This window comes from Stenotrophomonas sp. P5_A9 (assembly GCF_056400525.1).
The window spans coordinates 46,174-62,692 of the sequence record NZ_JBFULC010000012.1; the positions used below are offsets into that span (position 1 = coordinate 46,174).

The 16,519-nt window shown below is 69.0% G+C and carries 12 protein-coding genes; 7 read left to right on the plus strand and 5 right to left on the minus strand.

Annotated elements, in window-relative coordinates:
- Positions 1-29: 29 nt before the first annotated feature.
- From AC1DR7_RS05675 to AC1DR7_RS05685, 3 genes are all read left to right on the plus strand, one after another.
- Complete coding sequence (locus AC1DR7_RS05675; protein ID WP_478052578.1) at positions 30-2,510, plus strand: DEAD/DEAH box helicase; 2,481 nt, start codon at positions 30-32, stop codon at positions 2,508-2,510.
- Positions 2,507-3,625: a ribonuclease H-like domain-containing protein gene (locus tag AC1DR7_RS05680; protein WP_457318256.1), complete on the plus strand. Its 1,119-nt coding sequence runs from the start codon at positions 2,507-2,509 to the stop codon at positions 3,623-3,625. The genes AC1DR7_RS05675 and AC1DR7_RS05680 overlap by 4 nt, the downstream gene beginning before the upstream one ends.
- 92 nt (positions 3,626-3,717) lie before the next feature.
- A complete protein-coding gene (locus tag AC1DR7_RS05685) occupies positions 3,718-4,038 on the plus strand; it encodes an I78 family peptidase inhibitor (RefSeq protein ID WP_256777303.1) in 321 nt (106 codons plus the stop codon).
- 45 nt (positions 4,039-4,083) lie between these two features.
- Here the strand turns inward: AC1DR7_RS05685 and AC1DR7_RS05690 are convergent, their stop codons facing one another.
- The 3 genes from AC1DR7_RS05690 to AC1DR7_RS05700 form a co-directional block, all read right to left on the minus strand.
- Entirely contained in the window at positions 4,084-4,974 is an 891-nt protein-coding gene (locus AC1DR7_RS05690; RefSeq protein WP_457318257.1) for a hypothetical protein, read from the minus strand.
- 142 nt (positions 4,975-5,116) lie between these two features.
- On the minus strand, positions 5,117-6,928 hold the full coding sequence (locus tag AC1DR7_RS05695) for a M56 family metallopeptidase (protein WP_478052579.1): 1,812 nt from the start codon (positions 6,926-6,928) through the stop codon (positions 5,117-5,119).
- Between the two features lie 3 nt (positions 6,929-6,931).
- Positions 6,932-7,318: a BlaI/MecI/CopY family transcriptional regulator gene (locus AC1DR7_RS05700; RefSeq protein WP_256777300.1), complete on the minus strand. Its 387-nt coding sequence runs from the start codon at positions 7,316-7,318 to the stop codon at positions 6,932-6,934.
- A 201-nt stretch (positions 7,319-7,519) separates the two neighbouring features.
- Between AC1DR7_RS05700 and AC1DR7_RS05705 the strand changes: the two genes are divergently transcribed.
- A complete protein-coding gene (locus AC1DR7_RS05705) occupies positions 7,520-8,662 on the plus strand; it encodes a serine hydrolase domain-containing protein (protein WP_457318259.1) in 1,143 nt (380 codons plus the stop codon).
- Here AC1DR7_RS05705 and AC1DR7_RS05710 read toward each other — a convergent pair.
- On the minus strand, positions 8,619-9,728 hold the full coding sequence (locus AC1DR7_RS05710) for an SDR family oxidoreductase (protein ID WP_457318260.1): 1,110 nt from the start codon (positions 9,726-9,728) through the stop codon (positions 8,619-8,621). The two genes, AC1DR7_RS05705 and AC1DR7_RS05710, sit on opposite strands and share 44 nt — an antisense overlap.
- Before the next feature lie 158 nt (positions 9,729-9,886).
- Between AC1DR7_RS05710 and AC1DR7_RS05715 the strand changes: the two genes are divergently transcribed.
- Positions 9,887-10,228 (plus strand): hypothetical protein, encoded by a 342-nt coding sequence (locus AC1DR7_RS05715; protein WP_256777297.1) that lies wholly within the window; start codon positions 9,887-9,889, stop codon positions 10,226-10,228.
- A gap of 9 nt (positions 10,229-10,237) precedes the next feature.
- Here AC1DR7_RS05715 and AC1DR7_RS05720 read toward each other — a convergent pair whose 3' ends face one another.
- On the minus strand, positions 10,238-11,302 hold the full coding sequence (locus tag AC1DR7_RS05720; RefSeq protein WP_457318261.1) for a DNA topoisomerase IB: 1,065 nt from the start codon (positions 11,300-11,302) through the stop codon (positions 10,238-10,240).
- Between the two features lie 135 nt (positions 11,303-11,437).
- Here AC1DR7_RS05720 and AC1DR7_RS05725 point away from each other — a divergent pair, with 135 nt between their 5' ends.
- Both AC1DR7_RS05725 and gltB read left to right on the plus strand, forming a co-directional pair.
- On the plus strand, positions 11,438-11,839 hold the full coding sequence (locus AC1DR7_RS05725) for an I78 family peptidase inhibitor (protein WP_256777295.1): 402 nt from the start codon (positions 11,438-11,440) through the stop codon (positions 11,837-11,839).
- 177 nt (positions 11,840-12,016) lie between these two features.
- Positions 12,017-16,471 carry a glutamate synthase large subunit gene (gltB, locus tag AC1DR7_RS05730; RefSeq protein ID WP_457318262.1) on the plus strand — a complete coding sequence of 1,485 codons (4,455 nt, stop codon included), beginning with the start codon at positions 12,017-12,019 and terminating at the stop codon, positions 16,469-16,471.
- The last annotated feature ends 48 nt before the right edge of the window (positions 16,472-16,519 follow it).

Below are 16,519 nucleotides of genomic sequence, written 5' to 3' on the forward strand. Positions count from 1 at the left end.
CATAGCGTCCTTTGCAGACCGTTGCCCCCATGGCCTACGAACTCGCCAAGCGCACCGAAGACGCCGAGCGCCGCCTGTCCACCACCGACGGCCTGCCCTCGCGCAACGGCGCGCTGCTTACCGCACGCCTGCAGCAGCGCTATGCCGACCGCATCACCGGCAGCTTCACGATTCCCGCCCGCGAAGGCCGGTATGCACCGCTGCCTGCCGATGTACCGGCCGCGTTGGCCGCCGCGCTGAAGGCGCGCGGCATCGAGCAGTTGTACAGCCACCAGGCCGAGGCCTGGGAGGCCTCCCAGCGCGGTGAGCACGTGGCCATCGTCACCCCCACCGCCAGCGGCAAGTCGCTGTGCTACACCCTGCCGGTGGTGAGCGCGGCAATGCAGGGCAAGGCCAAGGCGCTGTACCTGTTCCCGACCAAGGCGCTGGCCCAGGACCAGGTGGCCGAGCTGCTCGAACTCAACCGCGCCGGCGACCTGGGGGTGAAGGCCTTCACCTTCGACGGCGATACCCCCGGCGATGCACGCCAGGCGATCCGCCTGCACGGCGACATCGTGGTCTCCAACCCGGACATGCTGCACCAGGCGATCCTGCCGCATCACACCAAGTGGGCGCAGTTCTTCGAGAACCTGCGCTATGTGGTGATCGATGAGGTGCATACCTACCGCGGCGTGTTCGGCAGCCACGTCACCAACGTGCTGCGCCGGCTCAAGCGGATCTGCGCGTTCTACGGGGTGGAGCCGCAGTTCATCCTGTGCTCGGCCACCATCGGCAACCCGCAGGCGCATGCGCAGGCGCTGATCGAAGCGCCGGTCACCGCCATCACCGAGTCGGGCGCGCCCAGCGGTCCGAAACATGTATTGCTGTGGAATCCGCCGGTGGTCAACGCCGACCTCGGCCTGCGCGCCTCGGCCCGCTCGCAGAGCAACCGGATTGCCCGCATCGCAATCAAGTCCGGGTTGAAGACGCTGATCTTCGCGCAGAGCCGGCTGATGGTCGAAGTGCTGACCAAGTACCTCAAGGACATCTTCGACCATGACCCGCGCAAGCCCGCGCGGATCCGCGCCTACCGCGGCGGCTACCTGCCCACCGAACGCCGCGAGACCGAGCGCGCCATGCGCGCCGGGCTGATCGACGGCATCGTGAGCACCTCGGCCCTCGAGCTGGGCGTGGACATCGGCAGCCTGGACGTCGTCGTGTTGAACGGCTATCCGGGCAGCGTGGCGGCCACCTGGCAGCGCTTCGGCCGCGCCGGGCGTCGGCAGCAACCGGCGCTGGGGGTAATGGTGGCCAGTTCGCAGCCGCTGGACCAGTACGTGGTCCGCCATCCGGACTTCTTCGCCGACGCCTCGCCCGAGCACGCGCGCATCGCGCCGGACCAGCCGCTGATCCTGTTCGATCACATCCGCTGCGCCGCCTTCGAGCTTCCGTTCCTGGCCGGCGACCCGTTCGGCCCGATCGATCCGCTGGTCTTCCTGGAAGCGCTGGCCGAAACCGAGGTGATCCACCGCGAAGGCGACCGCTGGGAGTGGATCGCCGACAGCTATCCGGCCAACGCGGTCAGCCTGCGCTCGGTGGCCGACGGCAACTTCGTGGTGGTCGACCGCAGCGATGGCAAACAGCAGATCATCGCCGAGGTGGACTATTCCGCCGCCGCGCTGACCTTGTACGAAGGCGCCATCCACATGGTGCAGTCCAGCCCCTACCAGGTGGAGCGGCTGGACTGGGAAGGCCGCAAGGCCTATGTCACCCGCACCCACGTGGACTACTACACCGACAGCATCGACTTCACCAAGCTCAAAGTGCTGGACCGCTTCGACGGCTGCATCGCCGGCCGCGGCGATTCCCACCACGGCGAAGTGCATGTGGTGCGGCGCGTGGCCGGCTACAAGAAAATCCGCTATTACACCCACGAGAACATCGGCTACGGCCCGGTCAACCTGCCCGACCAGGAACTGCACACCACGGCGGTGTGGTGGCAGTTGCCGCAGGCGCTGCTGCTGACCGCGTTCGACAGCAAGCAGGAAGCGCTGGATGGCTTCCTCGGCGCGGCCTACGCGCTGCACATCGTGGCCACCGTGGCGGTGATGGCCGACGCGCGCGACCTGCAGAAGGCCGTGGGCAACGGCGACGGCGCGTGGTTCGCGGTGGCCGACCAGAGTGGGCGCGGCCAGCTGCGCGGCGCCGAGTTCGATGCCAGCGCGATCGAACTGCAGCAGCAGTTCGTGCCCACCGTGTACCTGTACGACAACTTCCCCGGCGGCGTCGGCCTGAGCGAACCGCTGTGGCTGCGCCAGGCCGAACTGCTGCAGCGCGCGCGCGAACTGGTGCAGCGCTGCGACTGCAAGGCCGGCTGCCCGGCCTGTGTCGGCCCGGTGCTGGCCGGCCAGGAGGACGATGCCACCACGCCCCGGGCGCTGGCGCTGAAGGTGCTGGACCTGTTCGACGACCACGCGTTGCCCAGCGCCGCCGAGCGCGAGCGCGTCACCGCCGAGGTGGTGCCGCAGTGAGCCTGAGCCTGGACAAGCTGCGCCTGCTGCGCCGGCAGGCCGGCGATGCCACGCCGGCGCCTGCCCGGGAGTGCGTTGCGGCCAGCGGTGAAACGCTTGCGCCAGCAGGCAATGCGTTGGTCGCTGCCGACCATGCGTCGCCCCCCATCGGCCCATCGGCCGGTCCCCTCCCTGGTGCCGCCAACGACGCCCACGCGCGCAAACCCGCGCCGGCCTCGGTCTTCGCCTGGGTCGAGCAGGAAATCCGCCACAAACCCACGGGAGAGTCTGCCCCGGTTCCGGCAGCGAAGGCGCCTGCACCGACCCTGCGCAAACCCGACGTCGGCGGCCTGCATCGCCTGCTCGGCCTGCGCGGGCGCGGCGCCAGCGCCACCGCCGCCCAACCGCGCGCCACCGCGCAGGACCGCCACATCCCCGGCGAGGAAATCGCGCCAGGCCTGTTCCTGATCCAATCGTTCCTGCCCCAGCCCATCCCCACCCAGGCGCTGTCGCTGGCCTTCGCCAGGCGTGAGGGCGAACAGGTGCAGCCGCAGGACCTGATGTTCTTCGACACCGAGACCACCGGCCTGGCCGGCGGCACCGGCACCCGCGCCTTCATGATCGGCGCCGCCGACTGGCATGCCCATCCCGAACAAGGCGACGGCCTGCGCATCCGCCAATTGCTGATGACCACCATGGCCGCCGAAACCGCGATGCTGCGCGAGTTTGCCGGCTGGTTGCAGCCCAGTACCGTGTTCTCCAGCTACAACGGCCGCTGCTACGACGCCCCGTTGCTGAAGACCCGCTACCGCCTGGCCCGGCAACGCTGCCCGATCACCCCGCTGGACCACGTGGACCTGTTGTTCCCCACCCGCCGCCGCTATCGCGGCACCTGGGAGAACTGCCGCCTGGCCACCATCGAACGCCAGTTGCTGCAGATCGTCCGCGAAGACGACCTGCCGGGCGCCGAAGCGCCTGCGGCGTGGTTGAACTACCTGCGTGGCGGCAGCGCGGTGAACCTGCGGCGCGTGGCCGACCACAACCACCAGGACGTGGTCACCCTGTCGCTGCTGATGCTGCGGCTGGTCGCCGAAGAACAGCGCGAGCGGGAGACGTTGGCGTTGCAGGGTGGCTGAGCCGGCACCGGGTCATGGACGGTGCTTTTGACACCGCGTGAAGCACAGACCCACCACACTGCCCGCTACTTACCGCCCGTGAGGAACGCCGCATGCGTATGACACTCCTGCTTGCCCTCGGCTGTGCCCTGCCCCTGGCCGCCTGCAGCCAACCCCCGAAGAGCAGCGCGCCGACCTCCGAGCCGATGGCCGCCGGCGCCGACAGCGCCAGCCGCTGCGATGCCGAAAAGCTGACCGGCCTGGTCGGGCAGACCGCCAGCGAGGCGGTGATCAGCAAGGCGGTGAAGGACAGCGGCGCCCGCCATGCACGCGTGCTCAAGCCGGGCATGGCGATGACCATGGACTTCCGCGAAGACCGCCTCAGCATCGAAGTGGACGAACAGAACAAGATCGTGCGCGCCAACTGCGGGTAAGCGCACGCTGCCCGATGGCCTCGGTGGCACCGAGGCCCGGTGCGCCTATCCCTGCACTTGCGCTGGATCGACGTGCTCTTCGGCTTGGGTCGCCGCGCCAGCGGAAGGTGTCGCGGTGTCGCCCGGTGCGTCGAGCGCATCGGCGTCGCTCAGCCCAGCCGCTTGCCCCGGCTCGACCTCCATCGCGCCCGCTGCCATGGCGGGCGCATCGACAGCCGCGACCTGCACGTTGGATTCACCGATCAGCGCGGTGATGGTCTCGCGATCCGCCAGCCCGAGCATGTGGGCGATCAACACCGCACATTCCGGGCCGATCTGCCGCGAGGCTTCCGCTACCGCGGCATGATCATTGGCCTGCCACTCCGACAGCGGTCGCTTCTGCTCGAACTGGCCTTGGCAGCTGCCACGTGCGCTGGCACGTCGCGCGCCAGGCGCCTTCAAGGTGGCCGTGACGGTGTAGGACAGGATGTAGTCATCCTTGAACATGCCTTCGTAATCCAGCGACCATTGATCCTGGCGCAGCGCGATCTCGTAACCGGCTTTGGTGTCCTGCGCCACCTGAACGCCGGCCGATCCTGCCCACGCCTGCAACGCCGCCTGCACCAGCACCGCCGGCCCCTGCTGTGCCACCCGCTGGTGGCCGAATTCATTGATGCCGCGTTGGGTCAGGTCGCTGGAAATCTGCGCGACCTGCATCGCGTCCTGCAGGTTGCCGACCGGGCTTCCCATCGCGTTGCCCACCACCATGCCCAGGCCGAAGGCGGCCATGCGCTGGCCCTTGGTCCTGACCGCCACGGTGCCGACGCCCTTCAAGGGCTGGAACACGATACCGGCGGCTTTTACGCCGTCGACGGTGTCGGCCTGCACGGCGCCTGCGGACGGGGAGACCAGCATGGCGCACAGCGCCACCGGCAGTAGCGCGATCGGAAACTTCATGAACATCCTTGTCGAACCGGGAAAGAGTGCAGATGCCCGGGAGCGACGCGTACCGCGCGCCCGCCGCCTGCGTAGGCGTATCGGCAGGGGACGGGCGAACTTGAGTGGCCGGCGACAACGGCGCCCGCGCGGGGCGCTTGCCTCAATTGCCCAGACGCTGCGCCTTGCCGCTTGACAGGGCCTGGTCGATGACGATGCGGACTTCGCGCATCGCACGTGCCGACGCCACCGCCTGCTGCTGGGCCAACGTCGCCTGTTGCCTGCCGAATTCGGCCTGCTGCCGCGCAGCGCTTGCCATCTGACTGGCATCCACCGCCCGGCGCGCGTCGATGCGTGCCTGACGTGCGGCGCGGCTGGCGGCGGAGGCCGCCTCGACGCTGGCCTGACGTGCCGCCTGGTTGGCCACTTCGGCCACATCCACCGAGGCCGTCGCATCGGCGGCGACCTGCAACGACACCGTTGCCATGTGTTCGCCGATGTCTGCCTGGCGATCGCCCAATGCGGCCTGCGCATTGCCCAGCGCGGCCACCTCGGCCTGCGTACGGATCAGCTGCTTGAGCACGGCCGGATCGCGGATCAGGTAGCGCGTCTGGCCCCGACGCACCCACAGGGCGGGTTCGCCGTTACCCGCATCGTGCCGCGCCTGCTTGAGGTCGGCGAGCGAGGCGTTGACCAGGTTGTCGCCGTTGCTCATCAGTACGAAGGCCTGCCCCGGTTGCTGGGAGAGGTTGAGCTGGCCGTGGGTGACGAACGAGGTGTCCGTGCCCAGCGCCTGCGGCTGCTGCGGTGCGCGCGGTGGCGCAGGCGCGGTCGCCGCTGCCGGGGCCTGCGGCGCGGGCATCGGCCTGGGGGCCGACGCAGGGGTCGGCGCCTCCATCGGTTCCGGCGCCGGCAACGGCTCCGCTGGCGTCGGCAGGCTAGGCGCAACGGGAGCGGGCGGCGGCGGCGGGGCTACCGCCGCGACCAGGCGCAGCGGTGCCACGCCGACCAGCACGAACACCGCCGTGATCGCCAGCGCAGCCACGCGCGGAAAACGGCGGGTCTGCTGCAGGCTGAGCAGGCGCCGCTTGAGGCTGCGGAAGTTCGGCGAGGCACTGGCCACGCCCACCGCCGGACGCGGCGCCACCCCCAACTGCACCAGCAGCCGGCCGTAGTCGTGGCGGCAGTGTCCGTGCCCGGCCACCACCGCACCATCGCAGGCTTCCTCGCGGGCCAACGCGTATTCGCGGGCGGCCAGGTGCACCAGCGGATGGAAGAAGAACACGTGCTGCGCCAGCGCCGGCAGCAGGCCCCACCACAGGTCGCGACGCTGCAGGTGGATCAGCTCGTGGGTCAGCGCCATGTCCAGGTCATCGGCACCCATCGTCGGCAGTTCGCGGGCGGGCAGCAGCAGCACCGGGCGCCACGGCCCGATCAGTTGCGGCGACCGGATCTGCGCGGAAATCTTCAGCGTCGGCGCGCGGCGCAGGCCATGCGCTTCGGCCGCCAGGTGCAGCGCTTGCTGCAAGGTGGCATCGGTGCATTCGGCGGCGTCGCGCACCAGCACGCGGCTGTGGCGGTACCCGCGCAGGCTGTGCAGCAGCAGCACCAGCACACCGGCCGCCCACACCGCCAGCAGCAGCGCCGGCCACGACCACAGCGCTGAAGCCGGTGCGGCCATCGCAACCGTCTCCAGTGCGGCAGGCGCCGCGCCGAGCGCGGCGTCCATGGCCGGCAGCGCCACCATGTGCGTGGTCTGCGTTGCCGGCGCCGGCAACACCGCCAGTTCCAGCGGACTGCTCCAGACCAGGCCCAGCACCGCCTGCGCGGCCACCAGCCACCACAAGCGCACGCGTGTTGCGGCCGGCAGGCCGGGCAGCAGCCGGCACACGCCCCACACCAGCCCCACCAGCACCGCGCTCTGCACGCTGGTCCAGCCCAGCCGTGCCAGCAATTCCATCATCATGATGTCCATGGCTCAGCCCTCCCGCTTGCGTGATTGCAACTGCGCCACCAAGGCTTCCAGCTCGGCCAGCTCCTGGTCGCTGACGTCGGCCTTGTGCGACATGAAGGCCACGAACGGCGACACCGATCCCTGCAGGGTCTTCTCCACGAAGCTGGCCACCGCGCCCTGCACCACGCGGTCCTGGCCACTGGTGGCGGCGTAGCGGTACACGCCCTGCACCTGCTTGCGCTGCAGGTAGGCCTTGCCGCGCAGGCGCTCCATCATGGTCAGCACGGTCGAACGGGCCAGGCCACGCGCTTCGCCAAACCCGGCCGCCACCTCACCCACGGTGGCGCCGCCCTGTTCTGCTACGTACTGCAACAGGGCCAGCTCCTGGTCCCCGATGGTCTTGCCGCGCATGGCGCTCTCCGATGACTACACGTGTCGCTACCGTGCCAGTGACTACAACTGTCGTCAAGTGCCGGAGGGCGTGCGCCGACGAACGGCAGCCGACGCGTCCATTAAACCTTTTGGCCCGCCGCCGCATCCAAGCCTGCGAGCCCGGACCGTCCCTGCTCCACCGGCGCCCGGCGTTCGGTGCACCCGCCCAAGGAAAGCTGCATGCGTTCCCGCACCCTCCGCGCCACCGTCCTGGCCGCACTCGTCATGCCCCTGGCGTGCTTCGCCGCTCCGTCCACCGCCTGGGACCAGGCCAACGCGCAGACCCGCCAGTTCGTGCAGGAAACAATGCAGGCCAAGCGCATTCCCGGGCTGCAGATCGCCGTCGTCAAGGACAACCACCTGGTGCTGTCGGAGGCCTACGGCATGGCCAACGTCGAGAATGCCGTCGCTACCACGCGCGATACGCGCTTCCCGCTGAACTCGGCCACCAAGTCCTTCACCGGGGTGGCGATGGCCCAGCTCGCCCAGGCCGGTCGCGTGGACCTGCAGGCCCCCGTGTCGCACTACCTCGATGATCTGCCGCCGGCGTGGGGCAAGGTGCGGGTACGCCAGCTGCTCGCCCACACCTCCGGCCTGCCGGACATTCTCGATGCGCAGGGGCTGCTCGGCGGCGGTACCGAACAGGAGGCCTGGAAGCAGGTCACCGCCCTGCCGGTGGAGGCCGCGCCCGGCGAGCGCCACCGGTACAACCAGACCAACTACGTGCTGCTGGCGCGGATCATCGCCAAACAGTCCGGCATGCCGTACGAGCAGTACATGGCAAAACACCAGTTCAACGTGGTGGGCATGCCGCGCACCACCTTCGGCGACAGCTACGATCTGGTCGCCACTGCCGCCACCATCTACAGCTGGTTCCCGCGCAGGACCGACGCACCGGATGCGCCGGCGCGGCTGTCACACTGGTTCTACGATCTTTCACCGGGGCTGTGGGCCGGCGCCGGCATGCTCACCACCGCCGACGAAGTGGGTCGTTGGATGATCGCGCTGTCCAAGGGCCAGCTGCTCGACAAGGACGGCGTGCGCCGCATGTGGGCGCCGGAGGTCCTGAGCAACGGGACCCCCGGCGCCTGGTCGGCTGGCTGGCCGGTCATGGGCACGGCACCGGATCTGCAGGTCGGCGGCATGGGCGGCGCACGCGCGGCCTTCATCGTGTATCCCGAACGCCGGCTGGCGGTGATCGTGCTGACCAACCTGGTCGGGGCCAACCCGCAGGACTTCATCGCCCCGATCGCCGCCTTCTACACCGACCCGGCCATGCTCAACCGCGCGGACCGCCCATCACCGGCAGGATCACCCCGCTGATGTAGCTGGCGGTGATCGGCGAGGCCAGGAATACGTACGCCGGGGACAACTCCTCCGGCTGTGCCGGGCGGCCCATGTCGCTGTCCTTGCCGAACTCGGCGACGTCGGCAGGCTTCTTGTCGGCCGGGTTGAGCGGCGTCCACACCGGTCCCGGCGCCACCGCGTTGACCCGGATGCCACGCGGCAGCAGCTGGCTGGCCAGCGCCTTGGTGAAGGCATGGATGGCGCCCTTGGTGGCCGAATAGTCGATCAGCGCCTTGCTGCCGAACAGCCCGGTTTCCGAACCGGTATTGATGATGCAGTCGCCTTCCTGCAGGTGCGGCAGCACCGCACGCGCCATCTGGATGTAACCGCCGATGTTGGTCTGCAGGGTCTCCTGCAGGTGTGCATCTTCCAGGTCTTCCAGGCGTTCGCAGTGCAGCTGGAATGCCGCGTTGTTGACCAGGATGTCGATCCCGCCGAATGCCTTGGCGACCTGCTTGACTGCCTTGTTGCAGAATTTTGGATCGCGCACGTCGCCAGCGATCACCACGCAGCGCGCGCCCTCGGCTTCCACGTGCTGGCGGGTGACCTTGGCATCGGCCGCTTCGTCCAGGTGCAGCACGGCCACGTCGGCGCCTTCGCGGGCGAACAGCACCGCTACGGCGCGGCCGATGCCCGAGTCGGCGCCGGTGATGATCGCGCGCTTGCCTTTCAGCTTGCCGCTGCCCCGGTAGTCGGGGGCCAGGAAGCGCGGCGCCAGCTGCAGTTCGTGCTCGTTGCCGGGCTTGGACACCTGCTGCGCCGGCATTGTTTCCGGTTGTTTGCGGGGACCGGCCTGGGTGGCCTTCTTCGTGGCCTTTTTCGCCGCTACCTTCTTCGCGGCCTGCTTGGCCACGCGCATGTCCTTGGCCTTCTCCTGGTCCTGCAGGCGACGCTGGCGCGCGGCCACGCGGGCGGCGCGCGGATCCTTGGCGGCGGCCTTGCGGGTGGCCGTCTTCACCACCGGCGTGCGTTCGGCCGACGGCTTGGCGGCCTTCTCGGCGGCGACGGGAGAGGTGCGGGTGCGGGTCTTGCGGGTGGCCATGCGAGGCTCCTTTGCGAAAGCGTTCAAGTGCACAGGCAGTGTGGACACCCACGCGACCACGCAAAGTGAGCGCGATGTAGGCGTGCCGTGCAGGCTTCATCCGCTGCATACGCGCGCAGCGGCACGCTGCAGTCCGGAAAACCTGCCGGAGTCACCCCATGTACCGCACCCTTGTCGCCGCCGCCGCCCTCGCCACCCTCTCTGCCTGCAGCAGCACCCCGGTGGCGCAGATCCAGCCCATTGACGGGGTGATCTCCGGCCAGTGCCATGTAGACAAGGTGCGCGGCGCGGTCGGGCTGGCCGCCTCGGCCGCCACCGTCGAGCGCGCCCGCGTGGACAGCGACAGCCTGCAGGTCAACGTGGTGCGCGGCCAGCGCGCCGAGAGCGGGCCGACCGCCAGCGGCGCGGCCAACGCCACGCCGGGTGCCGAAAGCGGCGGTGAACGCCTGACCATCGAAACCGGTGGCACCAACAACATCACCGCACTCTACTGCGGCTGATCGACCCGCTCAGGCCGCCCGCGCGCGCTTGACCGTGCGTCGTGCGGCCTTGAGCACCTTCAACGTGGCCTGCTCCCATTGCCGCTCGCCGCGCAGCCCTGCCAGCGCCTTCAGCGAGCCGGCGCGCCAGCCATCGAACACGCACGGATCGATGTAGGACTTTCTGCACACCGACGGCGTGTTGCCCAGCAGGGTCGCCACCTCGCACACCACCTGCTTCTGCAACGCCGCCAGCGCACGTTCGCTGGAGGGTTCGGGCAGCTCGGTGACGGCCAACTGGCGGATGGCTTCCAGCGTCCCGCCCCAGGTGCGGAAGTCCTTGGCACTGAAATCCTCGCCCATCGCGTCGTGCAGGTAGTCGTTGACCATGCTCGAATCCACCGGCTGCACCGCACCCTCATCATCGCGGTACTGGAACAGCGCCTGCCCGGGCAGCTGCTGGCAACCGCGGATCAGCGTCACCAGGCGGCGATCATCCACGTCCACCTCATGCGCCTGTCCGGATTTGCCGCGGAAGCGCATCTGCGCACGCCCGCCCTTGACAAGTGCCAGGTGGCGATTGCGCAGCGTGGTCAATCCGTAGGACCGGTTGTCGCGGGCGTATACCTCATTGCCCACGCGCACCAGCGTCTGCGCCAGCAGCGCAATCACGATGGCCAGCACCTTGTCGCGCGGGAAGCCGGTCAGCTTGAGGTCGCGCCGCAAGCGGCGGCGCAGCCCGGGCAGTGCCGTGCCGAAGGCGATGATGCGGTCGAACTTGCCATCGCCGCGTACCCGCGCCCAGTCCGCGTGGTAGCGGTATTGCTTGCGCCCGCGTGCGTCGCGGCCGGTGGCCTGCAGGTGGCCGTTGGGCAGCGCGCAGATCCATACATCGGTGTAGGCCGGCGGGATCGCCAGCGCGCGGATCCGCGCCAGCGTGGCCGCATCGCGCACCGCCGCGCCATCGGCATCGCGGTAGCTAAAGCCCTTGCCGGCGCGACGCCGCTGCAGGCCGGGCATTTCGTCGCTGACATAGCGCAGGCCGGCCTCGCGGGCGGCGGCGGCTTCGGGGGTGACACTACGGCTGGGGCTCATCGGCGTGCGCGGCAGAAAGGGTCTGCAGTGTTACCCGGTGGCGGTGTGAGGTCGCGTCAATAACGCAACACGAACACCTCACGCCGCGCTTGGCGATATCCTCGGGGTTTCCCTGGTTCCATGTCCGGAGTCTCGATGCCGTCCTTGTCGTTCCGCCGCCTGCGGCGTTCCCTTGGCCTTCTGGCCGTAGTCCCCACCCTGCTGGCACTGGCCGCCTGCCAGGCACCGCCCATGGACGAGCAGGAAGCGGTGGCCACCCATGCGCAGAAAGCGGCCGAAGCCGCCGCTGCCCCGACCGATGAAGCGGGCAAGGCGCTGGAAGCGCCGCCGGTCGGCAATTGCGATGCCACCCAGGTGCAGAGCCTGGTCGGCCAGGCCTATTCCGACGATGTCGGCAGCCAGGCCCAGCAGGATGCCAGCGCCAAGCAGCTGCGCGTACTCAAGCCCAACGACGTCACCACGATGGAGTTCGTCGGCGAACGCCTGAACATCGAAGTGGACGAGAAGGGTGTGATCAGCGGGCTGCGCTGCGGCTGAACAGGGAGCGCCTGGAAGCCACTTCCAGGCGGCTTTTGCAGGGGTTTGGTTGCGCCTGCAACCGTGTATTGCGGCGTTGCAACAACTGTGATCTAGTCGAGTCATCCGGTGCCTCCAGATGCGCTCAACGGATTGAGCGGGGACGAGTGTCGCCGCTCACCCGACTTTGAGGCAGAGATGGCCCCCCGCAACCGCCAAGGGCTTTACGACCCGCAAGATGAGCGCGACGCCTGTGGTTTCGGCATGGTCGCCCAGCTCGATGACCAGCCGTCCCGACTGCTGGTGGATACCGCCATTGCCGCGCTGTCGCGCATGACCCACCGCGGTGGCGTCGCCGCCGACGGCGTCACCGGTGACGGCTGCGGCCTGTTGCTGCGCCGCCCCGACGTCTTCCTCAAGGCCCTGGCTGCCGAAGCCGGCCTCACCCTCGGCGCACGCTTCGCCGCCGGCGTGGTGTTCCTGCCGCATGACGAAGCCGCCGCGCAGGCCTGCCGCGACATCCTGGAACAGCAGCTGCGCGATGCCGGCTGTCGCCCGGTCGGTTGGCGCCCCGTGCCGACCGACCCGAGCGTGTGTGGCCAGCTGGCGCGCGACACCCTGCCGCGCATCGAGCAGGTGTTCGTCGATGCCGGTGCCGAGCAGGACGAGGCCGCGTTCACCCTGGCGCTGTTCCTGGCCCGGCGTCGCAGCGAACAGCAACTGCGCGACCATGCCGATTACTACGTCACCACGCTCAGCCCGAATGCCATCAGCTACAAGGGCATGGTGCTGCCGGACAAGCTGAGCCGCTTCTACGTGGACCTGCAGCGCAACGACCTGGCCTCCAGCGCCATCGTGTTCCACCAGCGCTTCTCCACCAACACCCTGCCGCGCTGGCCGCTGGCCCACCCGTTCCGGATGCTCGCCCACAACGGCGAGATCAACACCATCGAGGGCAACCGCCGCTGGGCGCAGGCGCGCAGCAAGGTGTGGAAGACCCCGCGCTTTGACATCGGCGAGTTCAACCCGGTCATCTCCATGCACGGCTCGGACTCGCAGAGCCTGGACAACATGCTTGAACTGATGGTCAGCGCCGGCATGGAGCTGATCCAGGCGCTGCGCATCCTGGTGCCACCGGCCACGCAGTCGCTGGAGTTCAAGGACCCCGACCTGGCCGCGTTCTACGAGTTCTACGGCCTTAACAGCGAGCCGTGGGACGGCCCGGCCGGCATCGTCGCCTGCGACGGGCGCTATGCCGCCTGCACGCTGGACCGCAACGGCCTGCGCCCGGCGCGTTGGATGCTCACCTCCGACCGCCACTTCCTGGTTGCCTCCGAAGCCGGCGTGTGGGAAGTCCCGGCCGAGCGCGTGGTACGCAAGGGCAAGCTCGGCCCGGGCGAGATGATGGCCATCGACCTCAAGCGTGGCGACCTGCTCGACTCGGACGCCATCGACCGCATCAACCGTGGCCGCGCCCCGTACAAGCAATGGCTGCAGCAGGGCGTGACCTACCTGCAGACCGAGCTGATCGATCCGTCGCTGGTCGAAGAACCCTTCGACGAGCGCACCCTGCGCAGCTACCACAAGCTGTTCCAGCTCAGCAGCGAGGAAGTGGAACAGATCCTGCGCCCGCTGGCCGAGACCGAGCAGGAGGCCACCGGCTCGATGGGCGATGACACGCCGATGGCGGTGTTGAGCCAGCACAGCCGCCCGCTCTACGACTACTTCCGCCAGGCATTCGCGCAGGTCACCAACCCGCCGATCGATCCGCTGCGCGAAGACTGTGTCATGTCGCTGTCCACCCAGCTCGGCAAGGAGACCAACATCTTCCACGCCGGTGCGGAGACGGTGAACCACGTCATCCTCAATTCGCCGGTGCTCAGCCAGCGCAAGCTGCGCCAGCTGATCAAGATGGAGCAGTACGTCGAGAAGAATCGCCTCATCGACCTCTCCTACAGCCTGGACGAAGGCCTGAAGGCCGGCATCGAGCGCATCTGCGCCGAGGCCGAGGCCGCCGCGCGCGAGGGCATCGTGATGCTGCTGCTGAGCGACCGTTATCCGGTCGCCGATCGGCCGATGGTGCATGCACTGCTGGCCACCAGCGCGGTGCACCACCACCTGTCCAACGCCGGGCTGCGCTGCGACATCAACCTGATCCTGGAAACCGGCACCGCGCGCGACGCGCACCACATGGCCTGCCTGCTCGGCTTCGGTGCCACCGCGGTGTACCCGTACCTGGCCTACCAGACCCTGTTCGACCTGGGCCGGCGCGGCATCCTGCAGCTGAGCAAGGGCGGCGAGCAGTCGCAGATCGGCCGCCGCTACCGCAAGGGCATCTACAAGGGCCTGTCCAAGATCATCTCCAAGATGGGCATCTGCACCGTGGCCAGTTACCGCGGCGCGCAGCTGTTCGAGATCGTCGGCCTCGATGACGAGGTGGTCGACCTGTGCTTCCCGGACACCGCCTCGCGCGTGGCCGGCGTCGGCTTTGCGCGCCTGGACGACGAAGCCCGCGAACTCACCGTGCGTGCCTGGAACGACCTGCTGCGCCCGGACGTGGGCGGCGTGCTCAAGTACGTGCACGGCGGCGAATACCACATGTACAACCCGGACGTGGTCATGACCCTGCAGCGCGCCGCGCGCAGCGGCGATGCCGCCGACTGGCAGCGGTACTGCGATGCCGTGCACGGCCGCCCGGTATCGGCACTGCGCGACCTGCTGCAGCTCAAGGCCGCGCCCGTCCCGACCCCGCTGGAAGAAGTGGCCCCGGCTGAAGACCTGTTCCGCCGCTTCGACACCGCCGCGATCAGCCTGGGTGCGTTGTCGCCCGAGGCGCATGAAGCGCTGGCGATCGCGATGAACCGCCTCGGCGGGCGCAGCAACTCCGGCGAAGGCGGCGAAGACCCGGTGCGCTACGGCACCGAGAAGCGCAGCAAGATCAAGCAGGTGGCGTCCGGTCGTTTCGGCGTCACCGCCGAGTACCTGGTCAACGCCGAAGTGCTGCAGATCAAGGTCGCCCAGGGCGCCAAGCCCGGCGAAGGCGGCCAGCTGCCCGGCCACAAGGTCAACGAACTGATCGCGCGGCTGCGTTACGCCAAGCCGGGCATTGGCCTGATCTCACCGCCGCCGCACCACGACATCTACTCCATCGAAGACCTGGCCCAGCTGATCTACGACCTCAAGCAGGTCAATCCGACCGCGCTGGTGTCGGTGAAGCTGGTCAGCCATGCCGGTGTCGGCACCATCGCCGCGGGCGTGGTCAAGGCCGGCGCCGATCTGATCACCGTGTCCGGCCATGACGGCGGCACCGGGGCCAGCCCGGTCAGCTCGATCCGCTATGCCGGCGTGCCGTGGGAACTGGGCGTGGCCGAGTCGCACCAGGCGCTGGTGGCCAACGATCTGCGCGGGCGCACGCTGCTGCAGACCGACGGCGGCCTGAAGACCGGGCTGGATGTGATCAAGGCCGCGCTGCTCGGCGCGGACAGTTTCGGCTTCGGCACCGCGCCGATGATCGTGCTGGGCTGCAAGTACCTGCGCATCTGCCACCTCAACAATTGCGCCACCGGCGTGGCCACCCAGGACGAGCGCCTGCGCGCGCAGTACTTCACCGGCCTGCCCGAGCGCGTGGAGAACTTCTTCCGCCTGCTGGCCGAGGAAGTGCGCGGCTGGTTGTCCTACCTGGGCGTGCGCTCGCTGGACGAGATCATCGGCCGCACCGACCTGCTGCAGCAGTTGGACGTGTCGCCGCGCCCGGGGGTCAAGGTGGATCTGTCGCGCCTGCTGCACCCGGCCGACTACGCGGGCAGCCACTGCGCCGCGCAGCGCCTGTATGAATCGCCGGACAGCCTGGCCACGCAGATGGACGGCCTGCTGGCCCCGGCCATCGCCGGCAAGCTCGGCGGCGAACACCGCTTCCTGATCCACAACACCGACCGCTCGATCGGCACCCGCCTCTCCGGCGAGATCGCACGCACGCACGGCAACCAGGGCATGAGCGATGCGCCGCTGACCCTGCGCTTCCGCGGCACCGCCGGGCAGAGCTTCGGCGCGTTCAACGTCGGCGGCCTGCAGCTGGAGGTTGAAGGCGAGGCCAACGATTACGTCGGCAAGGGCATGGCCGGCGGCCGCCTGGTGGTACGACCGCCGCGCGGCGCGCGCTTTGAGGCACGCAACACCGCGATCATCGGCAACACCTGCCTGTACGGCGCCACCGGTGGCGAGCTGTTCGCCGCGGGCCGGGCCGGCGAGCGCTTCGGCGTGCGCAACTCCGGCGCGCTGGCGGTGATCGAAGGCGCCGGCGACCACTGCTGCGAGTACATGACCGATGGCATCGTGCTGGTGCTGGGCAAGGTCGGGGTGAACTTCGGCGCCGGCTTCACCGGCGGGCTGGCCTACGTGCTGGATATCGACCGCGACTTCGTGGACCGCTACAACCACGAGCTGATCGACATCCACCGCATCTCGGCCGAAGGCTTCGAGAACCATCGCCAGCACCTGCACACGCTGATCAGCCGCCACCGCGAACTGACCGGCAGCATCTGGGCGCAGCAGATCCTCGACGAATTCCGCGACTACGTCGGCAAGTTCTGGCTGGTCAAACCCAAGGCGGCCAGCATCGAATCGTTGACCGACTCACTGCGCCGCGCTGCCTGACCGTCCACGTAGTGCCGGCCGCTGGCCGGCAACCCAAAAATCGTAGCG